This window comes from Dysosmobacter sp. (genome assembly GCF_052306735.1).
Lineage (GTDB): Bacteria > Bacillota > Clostridia > Oscillospirales > Oscillospiraceae > Oscillibacter.
Genome location: NZ_DAWBAJ010000053.1, coordinates 1 through 13,407, shown reverse-complemented (window position 1 = coordinate 13,407; position 13,407 = coordinate 1). Strand labels below are relative to the sequence as shown.

The following is a 13,407-nucleotide window of genomic DNA, read 5'->3' as shown; positions in this document are numbered from 1 at the left end:
ACAACTATCACATGGGCACCACCGCTGAGAACATCAATGATATCTGGGGCATCACCCGCAAGGAGCAGGACGAGTTCGCCGCTGCTTCCCAGCAGAAGGCCTGCGCTGCCCGGGATGCCGGCCGTTTTGACGACGAGATCGTTCCCGTTCCCGTGAAGGTCAAGAAGGAGATCGTGGAGTTCAAGCGCGACGAGTATCCCAAGGAGGGCGTCACCCCTGAGAGCATCGCCAAGCTGCGCGGCGCGTTCCCCGTGGGCCCCGAGTCCCCCAACCCCCAGGTTGTCCACACCTTCGAGCCCAAGGGCATCCAGGATGCTGAGGACAAGGGCACCCAGCGTGTCACCGCCGCCAACGCCTCCGGCATCAACGACGGCGCTGCCGCCATCATCCTGGCCTCCGGTGAGGCTGTTGAGAAGTACGGCCTCAAGCCCATGGCCAAGCTGATCGGCTGGGGCCAGGGCGGCGTCGATCCCAAGATCATGGGTGTCGGCCCCGTGGTGGCTTCCCGCAACGCTATGGCCAAGGCCGGCGTCACCATCGACGACATCGACCTGGTGGAGGCCAACGAGGCTTTCGCCGCTCAGTCCATCGCCGTTGCCCGTGAGCTGGGCTTCGACATGAGCAAGGTCAACGTCAACGGCGGCGCTATCGCTCTGGGCCACCCCGTTGGTGCTTCCGGCGCCCGGATCATTGTCACCCTGCTCCACGAGATGCAGAAGCGTCCCGAGGCCAAGAAGGGCCTGGCTACCCTGTGCATCGGCGGCGGCATGGGCACTGCCACTGTCTTCGAGAAGTGCTGAGCGCCTGATAACAAGTTATAAAAAGCGGACCGGCTTTTGCCGGTCCGCTTTTTTATGCGTCCTCCCGGGGACGGTAGCAGGGGCAGGCAGGGGTGTCCGCCCGGCGGGGCTTCAGCCGGGGATAGACGCAGTGCCCGTGGAGAATGGGGGCATACCGCCAGCCCATTTTGATGTAGTGCTGGCGGAAGTGCCGGCAGGTTTGACAGGTCTCAGTCATCATAACCACCTCAGGACCAGTTTAGACTATTTTTCTCTAAAATGCAATAGCCTGTTTTCGGCTATGCTAAATTGGTCTGGGTGATAAATGATGACGTTTGGACAGCGGATCAAGACTTTGCGGGAGGATCGGGAGCCGCCCCTTTCCCAGGCGCGGCTTGCGGAATCGCTGGGCAGTTCCCAGCGGAAAATATCCCATTTGGAACGGGACGAGGCGGAGCCGAACCTGGAAGATCTGCGGCGGCTGTGCCTGTATTACCACGTGTCGGCAGACTATTTGCTGGGGCTTCCGTCGGATCTGCCCTATCCCAAGCCATGATAAAGCGGGGACCGGTGATACCGGTCCCCGCTTTGCTATGACGGCCAAATGATGCGCGCAGCGGGCTGTATCCCTCTCGAAAAAGTGCAGAAGCACTTTTTCGATGTTAAATATCCCGGCGGCCTTCCAGAGCCCGCATCAGCGTGGCGTCGTCCGCAAACTCCAGATGTCCGCCCACGGGGATGCCATAGGCCAAGCGGGTCACCCGGACGCCGAAGGGCTTTAAGAGCCGGGCGATATACATGGCGGTGGCCTCTCCCTCCGTGTCGGGGTTGGTGGCCATGATGACCTCTTCCACGCCGCCCTTGGCCACTCGCTCCACCAGGGATTTGATGGAAAGGTCGTCGGGGCCCACGTGGTTCATGGGGGAGATGACGCCGTGGAGCACGTGGTAGCGGCCGTTGAACTCCCGGCTGCGCTCAATGGCGGCCACGTCCCGGGGATCCGCCACCACGCAGATGACGGAGGGGTCCCGTTTCGGGGAGGCGCAGATGGGGCACAGCCCTCCGGCGGTGAAGTTCTGACACTCCGGGCAGCAGGTGACGCTTTTCTTGGCGTCCACGATGGCGTCGGCAAACTCCTGGGCCTCCGCCTCCGGCAGGCCCAGCACATAAAAGGCCAGCCGCTGGGCGGATTTGCCGCCGATGCCCGGCAGCCGGGCGAATTGCTCCACCAGTTTTTCAAGAGGTGCGGGGAAATATTCCATGGTGTACGCTACGCTCCTTTATTTCGATGCTTCCGGCAGATCCATGGCGAAGAGGGCCGCGGCGCCGCCGGTGTGGACAAAGGCCACAGGCGCGTCGCCGGTGAAATAGCCCTCTTTCAGAAGGCGCAGCATTCCCGCCCAGGCCTTGCCGGTGTACACCGGATCCAGCAAAATGCCCTCCGTCCGGGCCAGCTCCTGGATATAGGGGGTGTCCTCCGGATTGGGAATGGCATAGCCGGGGCCCACATGGTACACCATTTCAAAGTCGCCATCCCGGCGGGGCAGATCCCACCCCAGCAGCTCCGCAGCTCCGGCTGCCAGCTCCGGTACGATGTCCTCAAAGGGATCGTCGTCCACGCCGATGCCGGTGACCTTGGCTCCCGGCAGGCAGCGGGCGGCACCCAGCAGGAGGCCCGCGGTGGTGCCGCCGGAGCCGGTGGCGGAGACGATGTGCCCCACCTGCATGCCCTGGGGCAGCTGGGCGGCCATCTCCTCCACGCAGTGGACATAGCCCACCGCGCCCAAGGCTGTGGACCCGCCCACGGGGATGGGATAGCATTTGTGGCCCTGGGCCGCCAGCTCCCCACTGAGGCGGTCCATCTCCCGGTAGATGTCCTGATAGTCGTCGGTATCCACCAGGCGCACCTGGGCGCCGTAGATGTCGTCCAGCACCAGATTGCCCCGGTGCTCGGTGACGCCCCGCTTTTTCAGCAGCAGGATGGTCTGCATCCCCAGCCGGGCGGCACAGGCGGCGGTGAGCATGGCGTGGTTGGACTGGGCGCCGCCGGTGGTGAACACCGTGTCGCAGCCCTCCGAGCGGGCCTGGGCAAGCAGATACTCCAGCTTGCGGACCTTGTTGCCCCCCAGGGCTACGCCGCACAGGTCGTCCCGCTTGATCCAGATGTCCCGGCCGTACTGGGCGCTGATACGCTCCAATTTATAAAAAGGAGTGGGGTAGACGCCCAGGGAGACCCGGGGCAGCGTGGTATTTGCCATAAAAGTACCTCCTGATTCTCAGCCCCGCAGCTGGGCAATGCGGGCGGGGATATCCTCCGCCTTGTACACGGCGCTGCCGGCCACCAGCACGTTGGCACCGGCCTCAATGCAGGTCTTGCAGGTGTCCGGGGCCACGCCGCCGTCCACCTCCAGCTCGCAGGCGGGATTCTTCTCATCAATCCACTTGCGCAGGGTGGAGACCTTGGGCATCATGTCCGCCATGAACTTCTGGCCGCCAAAGCCCGGCTCCACCGTCATCACCAGGATCAGCTCCACCTTTTCCAGGAAGGGAAGGGCCGCCTCCGCCGGGGTCTTGGGCTTGAGGACGATGCCGGCCTTCTTGCCCTTGGCGTGGATCTTGTCAATGGCGGCGTGAATGTTCTCCTCTGTGTCGGACTCCACATGGACTGTCACCAGATCCGCCCCGGCGTCGCAGAACTGCTCCACATACCGCACAGGTTCCACGATCATCAGATGCACGTCCAGAGGCAGCTGCGTGGTGGGGCGGATGGATTTCACCACCGGGATGCCGATGGTGATGTTGGGGACGAACATGCCGTCCATCACGTCCACGTGGACATAATCGGCGGTGGAGATCCGCTGAATATCCCGCTCCAGATTCGCAAAATCCGCAGAGAGGATGGAGGGTGCGATTTTGACCATAAAAAACACTCCCTTTTTTGATTTCCGGCGGCCAGGCGCCGGGACATGGGGGCCAGGCCCGGTGACGCAGGAAAACGCCGGCGCATAGGATGGTGCAAGCGGCAGGTGGCCCCCCGGTTGTTTACCTCGCGCAGCGTCCGCCCCCGGCGCGGGGCCCGCCGCTTTTTTGAATAGGGAGCCGGCGGGATCTCCTGCCGGCTCCCAATTTGCTGTTGGTTTCATGATACCAGACTCCCGGCCTAAAAGCAACGGCCCCGCCGGGGCGGCAGGCGGAATTTTTGCCGTGGGACAAGCCCGGAGGAACTTTCTGAAAAAACGGGAAAGTGTTGCATAAACAACTTCTATAATGAGAACATTATGATATTCTAATATCAAAAAACAGGAAGGCGGTGAAGCCCATGGAAACGAACATTGATTACGAGGAGCGGGCGGCGCTGCTGAAGGCATTATCCAATCCCGTGCGGCTGCGGATCGTCCACAGCCTGCTGGTGATGGGCTGCCGCAATGTGGGCTGTATGGAGCGGGGGACCGGGATGTCCCAGTCCTGTATCTCCCAGCATCTGCAAAAGCTCCGTTCGGCAGGGATCGTCACCGCCGAGCGGGTGGGAAACGAGGTCTATTACCACGCCGCGTCGGCGGAGGTGGCCGCTCTGGTGGCGGCTTTGATGGGGGAGGAGGTATCCGGCTATGTCCTGTGAGATCCTGGTGATCGGCGGCGGGCCCGCCGGGCTGTCGGCGGCCATCAATGCCCGGGCCCGGGGCCGCAGCGTTTTGGTGGTGTCCAATCCGCTGGAGGAAAATCCCCTGTGGCGGGCGGAAAAGGTGGAAAACTACCTGGGCATGCCCGGCCGCAGCGGCGCGGGGCTCCTGCGGGAGATGCGCTCCCATGCGGAGCGGGACGGGGTGGAATTCCTCTCTGGCAAGGCCCTCACTGCCATGGCGGTGTCCGGCAGCTGGTATGTCAGCGTGGGTAGCGACATGTACAACGCCCGGGCGGTGATCCTGGCGGCAGGCGTTTCCCGGGGGAAGAAATTCCCCGGCGAGACGGAGCATCTGGGCCGGGGCGTCAGCTACTGCGCCACCTGCGACGGCATGCTCTACCGGGGCAAGGCGGTGGCGGTGCTGGGCTATACGGATACCGCCCGGAAGGAAGCGGATTTCCTCCGGGGACTGGGCTGCTCCGTTACCTATTTCAACAATCCCAGAACCTGCGAGATCCGGGGAGACGGACAGGTGAGTTCCGTCACCTGCGACGGCGAGACGGCGCAGGTGGAGGGCGTGTTCATCCTCCGGCCCACGGCAGCGCCGGGAGACCTGTTCCCGGGCCTGACGCTGGAGAACGGCTATGTGGCGGTGGACCGGAAGATGGCCACCAACCTGCCGGGCCTGTTCGCGGCGGGAGACTGCACCGGAGGCCCCCTCCAGGTGTCCAAGGCCGCCGGAGAAGGGCTCATCGCCGGACAGAGCGCCGCGGCCTATGTGGCGGATCTGCTGCGGGCGGAAAAGAAACAGGGTTGAATCGGAGGGATTCCGCATATCCTGAGAGAATCCGATCCATCCTAAATCATATACATTTAATATAAGGAGAATGATCGTTATGGCAATCAAGCATTTAAAGACTTCTGAGTTCCAGGCGGCAGTCAGCGCCGCTCCCGTGGCTATGGTGGACTTCTGGGCCTCCTGGTGCGGCCCCTGCAAGATGCTCTCTCCCGTGGTGGAGGAGATCGCCCAGCAGTTTGAGGGCAAGGCCCTGGTGGGCAAGGTGAATGTGGATGAGGAGCCGGATCTGGCCCGTCAGTTCGGCGTCATGAGCATCCCCACCGTGGTGTTCCTGAAAAACGGCGTGGAGTTCGACCGCAAGGTGGGCGTCATGCCCGGCCAGGTCTTTGTGGATATCCTCAACAAGAACCTGTAAGAACTGTAAAAAAGGGCCCCCGGGCATCAGCCCGGGGGCCCTTCTGCGTTTTCAGGGTTCGGCGAAGACCTCCGACAAAAGATCCATGGCCTCCGGCAGGCGGCTGCCGTCCAGCCCCGCGTAGTTGATCACCAGGGTGTGGGCGTAGGCGGGGTCGGGCACGGCGGCGTACTCCGACAAAAAGCCCAGCCGTACCCCCAGTTCCTCCGCCCGAGCCCGAAGCACCTGGTCGGAGCGGGCGGTGCGCAGGTTCAGGAGAAAGTGGAGCCCCGCTCCCTGCTCGGAGATGGAGATGCGCCCGGCAAAGGGGCTGGAGCGGAAGGCCTCCAGAACGCCTGCGCGGCGGTCCCGGTACTCCTTGCGCATGCGGGAGAGATGCTGCTCATAGTGGCCTCCGGCAAGAAAGCGGCCCAGCACGTGCTGATCCAGGGCCGGGACGGTGCAGGCGTAAAAGTCCAGCTCCCGGCGGTAGCGTTCCAGCAGACGGGGAGGCAGTACCATGAACCCCACCCGCATGGCCGGAGAGATGGTCTGGGAGAAGGTGTTCATGTAGATCACCCGGCCCTCGCCGTCGATGCTCTGAAGAGTGGGGATGGGACGGCCGGAGAAGCGGAACTCGCTGTCGTAGTCGTCCTCAATGATGATGCCGCCGGTGTCCGATGCCCAGCGCAGCAGCTCCTGACGCCGTCCGATGGGGGTCACCAGCCCCGTGGGATAGTGGTGAGAAGGAGACAGGTGTACGGCGGTGGCACCGGAGGCGGCCAGGGCCCCCATATCCAGCCCCTGGCTGTCCAAAGGTACCGGGCGGCACCGGGCACCGCACTTGCCGTATACCAGGCGGATCTTGGGATAGCCCGGATCCTCCACCGCCAGCACGGTGTCCGGGCCCAGCAGCTGGGCCAGCAGCAAATAGAGATACTCCGCACCGGCGCCCACCACCACCTGCTCTGCCGAGACGGCCATGCCCTTGTAGTCCCGCAGGTCCCGGGCGATGGCCTGCCGCAGGGCGGGCAGGCCCTGGTGGGGCACCGGCCGCAGCAGGGCGCCGCCGTCCTCACTGAGAACCTGCCGGGTGAGCCGGGCCCAGACGGAGACGGGAAACCGGGCGGTGTCCACCCGGTTGCTCTTGAGGTCCAGACGCCAGGTTTTCCCCGCCGTCTCCGGCGCCGCGGCAGGGGCGGAGATGGCCGGGGGAGCCGTCCGCTCCACCGGCAGCACAAAAAATCCCCGGCGGGGGCTGGCGCGGATATAGCCCTCCGCCTCCAGCTGCTGATAGGCGCCCTCCACGGTGATGACGGACAGGTGCAGGTGATCTGCCAGGGCCCGCTTGGAGGGGAGTTTTTCCCCGGCGGCCAGCACGCCGGAGAGAATGTCGTCCCGGATGCACCGGTACAGGTATTCGTACAGGGGCGTATTGCCCCGGGCATCCATGGAATAGGTCAGCATGGGAACCCTCCTCTCTGACCATAAAGAATGGCGGTATTTTGCGTGATTTGATCATACCATATTCGGGATATCCCTGCCATGGTATTTTTGACAGGCGGCTGACGGAAGAGAAAAAAGTCCCGGGCGGGTTCTAAAACCCGTCCGGGACTTGTACGCTGGGAAAAGGGATCACAGGCCGCCCAGGCCGTCGGGACCGTCGTCCCGGTTCCAGCCGCTCCAGGGGGCGGAATCCTGGCCGCCGGTCCAGGTCTGTTTGGCGATCTCATAATAGCCGATATCCGTGCACTGGTACACCGGCAGGTAGAACAGGGACACCACCAGGCTCCAGATGCCGCACACCAGGGCCGTGACCTCCGTGGAGAGGGCCGCCAGGCCGGTGTAGGCCACCTGGGTATTTGCCAGTAGGGCGAACATGGACTGGGTGGTGACGGAGTAGTTGATGACAAGAGCCGGCAGAGCGGCCAGCACCCCCCAGCCCAGATAGCTCAGATCCAGCAAAAAGAGCTGGCCCTTGTAGCCGTAAGTCTGTTCCTTGCTGCGATCCAGGGCCTCCAGGATGCCCATGTCCGGATTTTCCAGCAGATTATAGAGGGCGAAGCGGTAGCGGTAGGCGGCAATGATGCCGGGAATCACGAAGAGCATGGACCACAGCACGATGAAAAAGCTCATGACGATGTTGAGCCCCAGGATCCGGCCCACGGTAGAGAACCCGTCAAAGAGGGTGATATACTCCGCCCGCTCTCCCCGGCGGACCGCCATGCAGTAAAGGACGAAGCCGGCACCCAGCACCATGCCCATCATCCAGGTGAGGATGGAGACAAAGAGATTCAGGAATACGGAGGAACCGGCGGTGCGCAGGGGATCCCATGCGGAGACACCCACCACGGTGTCTGCAAAATTCAAAGCCAGCGTAAGTGCCAGATACAGCGCCGTCATGCCCACGGCACTCACCTGGGCGGTGCGCAGCAGATCCTTCATCTGGGCCTTGAGGGCCTTGCGGTCAATGAGTTGTGCCATCATGTCAGGGGAAGACCTCCTTTTCCGGGCACATCCCGGCGGAATCTTTGTTGCGTTTCAGTGTATCATGTTTCAAGTGCCTTGACAAGTGCGGCTCTGGCGGGAAGGAGGCGTTAAGAAGCGTTAAAAAGGAGGAAATATGTGGAAAGCTATAAAAGTTTCCCCGAGAAAGTGCGTTTTTTCCACAAAAACCGTCGTTCACAGTCTGGACATTTTTTAAAGTTGGGTGTAGAATAAAGCGCAGTATGTGGTAGTATCACCCGGGTGCGCCCCACGCCCTTTACGCCGGAACGGAGGCGGCGGCGGCCCGGAACACTATCAGGAGTAAAAATGAGGTGAAGACAATGGCACAAGCTTTCTTTGGCGGCGTTCATCCCCATGATATGAAGGCCGCGACCAATGAAAAGGCCATCGAGCAGCTGGCACCGCCCGCTGTTGTGGTCATTCCCATGTCGATGCACTTTGGCGCGCCCTGCACGCCCCTGGTCAAAGCCGGGGACCACGTGAAGGTGGGCCAGAAGATCGGCGAGTTCCATGGTCTGGGCGCGCCGATCCACGCCAGTGTTTCCGGCACGGTCAAGGCAGTGGAGCCCCGTCCCTATTCCATGGGCGGCAACATGATGTCCGTCGTCATTGAAAACGACTTCAAGGACGAACTGTCTGAGGAAGTCCAGGCCCCCGCCAACCCCGACGCGCTGACGGTGGACGAGATGATCGAGATCGTGAAGAACGCCGGCATCGTCGGTATGGGCGGCGCAACGTTCCCCACCCACGTGAAGATCACCAGCGGCATCGGCAAGGTGGATACCGTCATCATCAACGGCGCCGAGTGCGAGCCCTACATCACCGGTGACCACCGCACCATGCTGGAGCGTCCCGAGGAGATCATCGGCGGCGCCACGTACCTTGCCAAGATGTTCGGCGTGGACAAGGTCATCATCGGCGTGGAAGACAACAAGCAAAACGGCATTGACGCCATGAACAAGGTCATTGCCGAGAAGAAGGCCCCCGTGGTGGTGGAGCCCCTGCGCTGCCGTTACCCCCAGGGCGGTGAGAAGCAGCTCTGTCAGGCCATCACCGGCAAGCAGGTGCCTCCCGGCGGTCTGCCCGCCAACATCGGCTGCGCTGTGTTCAACATCAACACCACCTGCGCCATCTTCCGGGCCATCACCACCGGCATGCCCGTGGTGAAGAAGATCGTCACGGTCTCCGGCTCCGGCGTGGTGGAGCCCAAGAACATCGAGTGCCCCATCGGCACCCCGGTCTCCTGCCTGTTCGATGCCTGCGGCGGCCTGAAGGACGGCACCTATAAGCTGATCTGCGGCGGCCCCATGATGGGCATGGCCCAGTATACCGCGGACATCCCCGTCGCCAAGGGCACCGGCGCCATGCTGGCCTTCTGCGAGGACGAGGAGAAGACCGTGGAGAACCCCCAGTGCATCCGCTGCGGCAAGTGCGTGGCCGCCTGCCCCATGCACCTGGAGCCTCTGTTTATGTTCCAGTATGCCTCCAAGGGCATGGTGGAGGAGCTGGAGGCAGCCCACATCATGGACTGCATGGAGTGCGGCGCCTGCTCTTACATCTGCCCCGCCCGTGTGCATCTGACTCATATGTTCAAGACCGGCAAGCAGTTGGTTAAGGATAAGGCCGCTGCTGAGAAGGCCGCCGCGGCCAAGAAGGCCGAGGAAGAGAAGAAGGAGGCCGCTAACAAATGACGGACTACAAGAATCTGAAACTCATTGCCACTTCTTCCCCCCACATCCGTGCTTCTGAGAATACCCGCTCCATCATGCTGGACGTCATCATCGCGATGGTGCCCGCTCTGGCTTGGGCCATCTGGAAGTTCGGCATCGAGGCCCTGCTGCTGACGGCGGTGTCTGTGGTGGGCTGTGTGTTCTGGGAGTGGCTCTATCGCAAGCTCATGAAGAAGCCCCAGTCTGTGGGCGACCTCAGCGCTGTCGTCACCGGCATGCTGCTGGCCTTTGTCTGCCCCGTCTCCACCCCGCTGTGGATGATCGTGGTGGGCGGCTTCTTCTCCATCGTGCTGGTCAAGCAGCTCTTCGGCGGCATCGGCAAGAACTTCGTCAACCCCGCCCTGGCCGGCCGTGCGTTCCTGCTGGGCAGCTACGCCAGCGTCATGACCACCTGGATCGATCCCGCCCAGAGCAAGGCGCCCCTCTTCGGCGGCACCGTGGATGCCGTCACCGCCGCCACCCCGCTGGCCTACATGAAGTCCGGCGATCTGGCCGGCCTGCTGGAGAACTATCAGATCTCCGACCTGTTCCTGGGCAACTGCGGCGGCTCCATGGGTGAGATCTCCGCCCTGATGATCCTCATCGGCGGTGTGTACCTCATCTGGCGCAAGGTCATCAACTGGCAGACCCCCGTTGGGTATCTTGCCACCGTGGCCGTGCTGACCCTCCTGTTCCCCAAGGCCGGTGCCTCCAACGTGGAGTGGATGCTCTGCAGCCTCTTCAGCGGCGGCGTGATGCTGGGTGCCTTCTTCATGGCCACCGACTACGCCACCTCTCCTGTTACCAAGAAGGGCCAGCTGATCTTCGGCATCGGCTGCGGCCTGTTCACCGTGTTTATCCGTTACTTCGGCTCCTATAACGAGGGCGTGTGCTACTCCATCATGGTCATGAACCTCTTCGTGGCTCTGATCGACAAGAGCGTCAAGCCCGCTCGTTTCGGCGTCGTAAAGTCCAACAAGAAGGAGGCGGCTGCGAAATGAGCAACGAAGTGAAGACCAAGGAAAAGGTCGATATGGATCCCAAGTACATCACCAAGCTCACCGTTACGCTGCTGGTGACCTGCATCATCGTGGCAGGCCTGCTGGGCCTGGTCAACGGCGTTACCGCGGGCCCCATCGCCCAAATCAATCAGCAGAAGACTGAGCAGGCCATGGCCCAGGTGGTCTCCGATCCCTCCAGCTTCCAGGCTGTGGCGGAGCTGCCCCAGGCGGCTGTGGACGCTGCTACCGCTGCCGGCGGCACCCTCACCGAGCTCTATGACGGCCAGGGCGCCGGCTATGTGCTCAAGGTGGTTGCCTCCGGTTCTCAGGGCAACATCGAGATGATGGTGGGCGTGGACGGCGACGGCGTCGTCACCGGCGTGTCCATCGTGGACAACTCCGAGACCGCCGGCATCGGCTCCAAGATCATGGAGAACGAGCCTCTGGCCAGCGGCACCGGCGTGCTGGATCAGTTTGCCGGCAAGAGCGCCGCTGACGGTACGCTGGCTGTGGGCACCAACGTGGAGGCCATCACCGGCGCCACCGTGTCTACCCGCGGCGTGACCACCGGCGTCAACGCAGCCCTGGCCGCCGTGGCCGCTTTGGGCTGAGAAAGGGGGACACACTACTTATGAATTTGGGTAAACAATTCAAGGAAGGTCTGATTACCAACAACCCCGTGCTGGTGCAGGTGCTGGGCATGTGCTCCACCATGGCAATCACCACCTCGTTTTTCAACGGTTTGGGCATGGGCGTGGCCGTTACGGTGATTTTGACCCTCTCCAATGTCATTATTTCCGCAATCCGCAAGATCGTACCCGATAAGATCCGTATCGCCATGTTCATCGTGGTCATCGCCGGTTTCGTGACCTGCGTGGACCTGCTGATCCAGGCTTTTGTGCCGGATCTGGCTGCCTCCCTGGGCGTGTTCATCCCCCTGATCGTGGTGAACTGCATCATCCTGGGCCGTGCGGAGTCCTTCTCCTATAAGAACGGCATCGCTGCTTCCTTCTTTGACGGCATCTTCCAGGGCATCGGTTATACCGTGGTTCTGCTGATCATGTGCATCATCCGTGAGTTCCTGGGCGCCGGTACCTTTGGCGGCGGCCTCCTGGGCCCCGACGGCAAGGGCATCCAGATCCTGCCCTCTCAGTTCCCCGCCGGTATGCTGACCCTGCCTGTGGGCGGCTTCCTGGTGCTGGCCTGCCTGATTGCGGCTATGCAGTGGGCTTTGAGCAGATCCAAGAATAAGGAGGAGAGCAAATAATGGACCAGATCTATAATCTTCTTGCCATCACGCTGGGCGCCATTCTCTCCAACAACTTCATCTTCTCCCAGTTCCTGGGCTGCTGCCCCTTCCTGGGCGTTTCCAAGAAGGTGGATACCGCTGTTGGTATGGGCATCGCCGTGACCTTCGTCATGGGCCTGGCGTCCGCCGTGTGTTTCGTCGTCAATAACCTGATCCTGGTGAACCTGGGCCTGGAGTATATGCAGACCGTGGCCTTCATCCTGGTCATCGCCGCTCTGGTGCAGTTCATCGAGATGTTCCTGCAGAAGTCCATGCCCTCCCTGTATACGGCTCTGGGCATCTACCTGCCTTTGATCACCACCAACTGCGCCGTGCTGGGCGTGGTGCTGCTGAACGTGCAGAACAACTACAACTTCATTGAGTCTGTGGTGTACGGCATCACCGGCGGCCTGGGCTTCCTGCTGGCCATCGTGCTCTTCGCCAGCATTCGTGAGCGCCTGGTGTTCGCGGATTATCCCAAGGCCTTCGAGGGCTTCCCCATCGCTCTGGTGACCGCCGGCCTCATGGCTCTGGCGTTCATGGGCTTCTCCGGCCTGAAGGTCTGGTAAGGAGGTCTGAATTATGGATATGATGAATGTTCTGTACGCTGTCCTGGTTCTGGGTATCCTGGGCGGTGTGTTCGGCCTGATCCTGGCCGTGGCCTCCAAGGTTTTCGAGGTCAAGAAGGATCCCCGTGAGGAGCAGATCCTCAGCCACCTGGCCGGCGCCAACTGCGGCGGCTGCGGCTATCCCGGCTGCGCCGGCTGCGCTGCCGCCATCCTGGCCGGTACCGCTCCCGTCAACGCCTGCGCCCCCGCCGGCCCTGAAAATGCTGCGGCCATCGCCGCCATCATGGGCCAGGAGGCTCCCTCCGGCGAGCGGAAGGTTGCTTTCGTCCGCTGCAACGGCGGCACCAACGCCGTCAAGCGCTATGAGTATCGGGGCGTCAAGGACTGCATCTCCGCCACCAAGGTGGCTGCCGGTCCTCTGGAGTGCGCTTTCGGCTGCCTGGGCTTCGGCTCCTGCGTGAAGGCCTGCCAGTTCGGCGCCATGTCTATCGGCCCCAACGGTACCGCCGTGGTGGATCCCGATAAGTGCACCGACTGCATGGCCTGCGCCGCTGCCTGCCCCCGCCACCTGATCGCGGAGGTCCCCGTGTCCAAGAAGGTCCACGTGGCCTGCGCCAACCAGGACAAGGGCAAGGCCGCCATGAGCGTGTGCGCCAACTCCTGCATCGGCTGCGGCCTGTGCCAGAAGGAGTGCAAGAAGGACGCCATCCATGTGGTCAACGGCGTGGCCGTCATCGA

General features: G+C 62.4%; 17 protein-coding genes. 11 read left to right on the top strand and 6 right to left on the bottom strand.

Annotated elements, in window-relative coordinates; all coding sequences use genetic code 11:
• On the top strand, positions 1–800 hold an 800-nt coding region (locus ACT67G_RS10655; protein ID WP_443664225.1), incomplete at its 5' end, for an acetyl-CoA C-acyltransferase.
• A gap of 52 nt (positions 801–852) precedes the next feature.
• Here ACT67G_RS10655 and ACT67G_RS10650 read toward each other — a convergent pair.
• Entirely contained in the window at positions 853–1,017 is a 165-nt protein-coding gene (locus ACT67G_RS10650) for a hypothetical protein (protein WP_443664224.1), read from the bottom strand.
• Positions 1,018–1,107: 90 nt separating this feature from the next.
• Here ACT67G_RS10650 and ACT67G_RS10645 point away from each other — a divergent pair, with 90 nt between their 5' ends.
• Positions 1,108–1,335, top strand: a complete 228-nt coding sequence (locus tag ACT67G_RS10645) for a helix-turn-helix domain-containing protein (RefSeq protein WP_443664223.1) — start codon at positions 1,108–1,110, stop codon at positions 1,333–1,335.
• 106 nt (positions 1,336–1,441) lie between these two features.
• Here the strand turns inward: ACT67G_RS10645 and recR are convergent, their stop codons facing one another.
• The 3 genes from recR to rpe are packed head-to-tail and all read right to left on the bottom strand — an operon-like array spanning position 1,442 to position 3,700.
• On the bottom strand, positions 1,442–2,041 hold the full coding sequence (gene recR / locus ACT67G_RS10640) for a recombination mediator RecR (protein ID WP_326214494.1): 600 nt from the start codon (positions 2,039–2,041) through the stop codon (positions 1,442–1,444).
• Between the two features lie 18 nt (positions 2,042–2,059).
• Positions 2,060–3,037, bottom strand: coding sequence for a 1-aminocyclopropane-1-carboxylate deaminase/D-cysteine desulfhydrase (locus ACT67G_RS10635; protein ID WP_443664222.1), 978 nt, complete (start codon positions 3,035–3,037; stop codon positions 2,060–2,062).
• Positions 3,038–3,055: 18 nt separating this feature from the next.
• Positions 3,056–3,700 carry a ribulose-phosphate 3-epimerase gene (rpe, locus tag ACT67G_RS10630; protein WP_326214491.1) on the bottom strand — a complete coding sequence of 215 codons (645 nt, stop codon included), beginning with the start codon at positions 3,698–3,700 and terminating at the stop codon, positions 3,056–3,058.
• Between the two features lie 398 nt (positions 3,701–4,098).
• Between rpe and ACT67G_RS10625 the strand changes: the two genes are divergently transcribed.
• The 3 genes from ACT67G_RS10625 (at position 4,099) to trxA (ending at position 5,615) form a co-directional block, all read left to right on the top strand.
• Positions 4,099–4,398 carry an ArsR/SmtB family transcription factor gene (locus ACT67G_RS10625; RefSeq protein ID WP_325244936.1) on the top strand — a complete coding sequence of 100 codons (300 nt, stop codon included), beginning with the start codon at positions 4,099–4,101 and terminating at the stop codon, positions 4,396–4,398.
• A complete protein-coding gene (locus ACT67G_RS10620; RefSeq protein WP_443664221.1) occupies positions 4,388–5,218 on the top strand; it encodes an NAD(P)/FAD-dependent oxidoreductase in 831 nt (276 codons plus the stop codon). Before ACT67G_RS10625 ends, ACT67G_RS10620 begins: the two co-directional genes overlap by 11 nt.
• A gap of 79 nt (positions 5,219–5,297) precedes the next feature.
• Positions 5,298–5,615, top strand: a complete 318-nt coding sequence (gene trxA, locus ACT67G_RS10615) for a thioredoxin (protein ID WP_325244932.1) — start codon at positions 5,298–5,300, stop codon at positions 5,613–5,615.
• A 51-nt stretch (positions 5,616–5,666) separates the two neighbouring features.
• On the opposite strand, the gene pdxR is transcribed toward trxA, so the two are convergent.
• Entirely contained in the window at positions 5,667–7,061 is a 1,395-nt protein-coding gene (pdxR, locus tag ACT67G_RS10610) for a MocR-like pyridoxine biosynthesis transcription factor PdxR (protein ID WP_443664220.1), read from the bottom strand.
• A gap of 168 nt (positions 7,062–7,229) precedes the next feature.
• Positions 7,230–8,081, bottom strand: coding sequence for a DUF975 family protein (locus ACT67G_RS10605; RefSeq protein ID WP_325244928.1), 852 nt, complete (start codon positions 8,079–8,081; stop codon positions 7,230–7,232).
• 341 nt (positions 8,082–8,422) lie between these two features.
• On the opposite strand from ACT67G_RS10605, the gene rsxC reads away from it, so the two are divergent.
• From rsxC to ACT67G_RS10575, 6 genes are all read left to right on the top strand, one after another.
• Positions 8,423–9,793, top strand: coding sequence for an electron transport complex subunit RsxC (rsxC, locus tag ACT67G_RS10600; protein ID WP_325244926.1), 1,371 nt, complete (start codon positions 8,423–8,425; stop codon positions 9,791–9,793).
• Complete coding sequence (locus tag ACT67G_RS10595) at positions 9,790–10,812, top strand: RnfABCDGE type electron transport complex subunit D (RefSeq protein ID WP_325244924.1); 1,023 nt, start codon at positions 9,790–9,792, stop codon at positions 10,810–10,812. The genes rsxC and ACT67G_RS10595 overlap by 4 nt, the downstream gene beginning before the upstream one ends.
• Positions 10,809–11,423, top strand: coding sequence for an FMN-binding protein (locus ACT67G_RS10590; protein WP_443664219.1), 615 nt, complete (start codon positions 10,809–10,811; stop codon positions 11,421–11,423). The genes ACT67G_RS10595 and ACT67G_RS10590 overlap by 4 nt, the downstream gene beginning before the upstream one ends.
• A 20-nt stretch (positions 11,424–11,443) precedes the next feature.
• A complete protein-coding gene (locus ACT67G_RS10585) occupies positions 11,444–12,079 on the top strand; it encodes an electron transport complex subunit E (RefSeq protein WP_325244920.1) in 636 nt (211 codons plus the stop codon).
• Complete coding sequence (rsxA, locus tag ACT67G_RS10580) at positions 12,079–12,669, top strand: electron transport complex subunit RsxA (RefSeq protein ID WP_326214480.1); 591 nt, start codon at positions 12,079–12,081, stop codon at positions 12,667–12,669. The genes ACT67G_RS10585 and rsxA overlap by 1 nt, the downstream gene beginning before the upstream one ends.
• A 13-nt stretch (positions 12,670–12,682) precedes the next feature.
• The coding region (locus ACT67G_RS10575) for an RnfABCDGE type electron transport complex subunit B (RefSeq protein WP_443664218.1) at positions 12,683–13,407 on the top strand (725 nt) is incomplete at its 3' end.

Excerpts from the sequence above, each read along its gene's own strand:
- ACT67G_RS10650 (WP_443664224.1), bottom strand. The coding sequence starts at position 1,017 with ATGACTGAGACCTGTCAAACCTGCCGGCACTTCCGCCAGCACTACATC.
- ACT67G_RS10645 (WP_443664223.1), top strand. The coding sequence starts at position 1,108 with ATGACGTTTGGACAGCGGATCAAGACTTTGCGGGAGGATCGGGAGCCG.
- recR (WP_326214494.1), bottom strand. The coding sequence starts at position 2,041 with ATGGAATATTTCCCCGCACCTCTTGAAAAACTGGTGGAGCAATTCGCC.
- ACT67G_RS10635 (WP_443664222.1), bottom strand. The coding sequence starts at position 3,037 with ATGGCAAATACCACGCTGCCCCGGGTCTCCCTGGGCGTCTACCCCACT.
- rpe (WP_326214491.1), bottom strand. The coding sequence starts at position 3,700 with ATGGTCAAAATCGCACCCTCCATCCTCTCTGCGGATTTTGCGAATCTG.
- ACT67G_RS10625 (WP_325244936.1), top strand. The coding sequence starts at position 4,099 with ATGGAAACGAACATTGATTACGAGGAGCGGGCGGCGCTGCTGAAGGCA.
- ACT67G_RS10620 (WP_443664221.1), top strand. The coding sequence starts at position 4,388 with ATGTCCTGTGAGATCCTGGTGATCGGCGGCGGGCCCGCCGGGCTGTCG.
- trxA (WP_325244932.1), top strand. The coding sequence starts at position 5,298 with ATGGCAATCAAGCATTTAAAGACTTCTGAGTTCCAGGCGGCAGTCAGC.
- pdxR (WP_443664220.1), bottom strand. The coding sequence starts at position 7,061 with ATGCTGACCTATTCCATGGATGCCCGGGGCAATACGCCCCTGTACGAA.
- ACT67G_RS10605 (WP_325244928.1), bottom strand. The coding sequence starts at position 8,081 with ATGATGGCACAACTCATTGACCGCAAGGCCCTCAAGGCCCAGATGAAG.
- rsxC (WP_325244926.1), top strand. The coding sequence starts at position 8,423 with ATGGCACAAGCTTTCTTTGGCGGCGTTCATCCCCATGATATGAAGGCC.
- ACT67G_RS10595 (WP_325244924.1), top strand. The coding sequence starts at position 9,790 with ATGACGGACTACAAGAATCTGAAACTCATTGCCACTTCTTCCCCCCAC.
- ACT67G_RS10590 (WP_443664219.1), top strand. The coding sequence starts at position 10,809 with ATGAGCAACGAAGTGAAGACCAAGGAAAAGGTCGATATGGATCCCAAG.
- ACT67G_RS10585 (WP_325244920.1), top strand. The coding sequence starts at position 11,444 with ATGAATTTGGGTAAACAATTCAAGGAAGGTCTGATTACCAACAACCCC.
- rsxA (WP_326214480.1), top strand. The coding sequence starts at position 12,079 with ATGGACCAGATCTATAATCTTCTTGCCATCACGCTGGGCGCCATTCTC.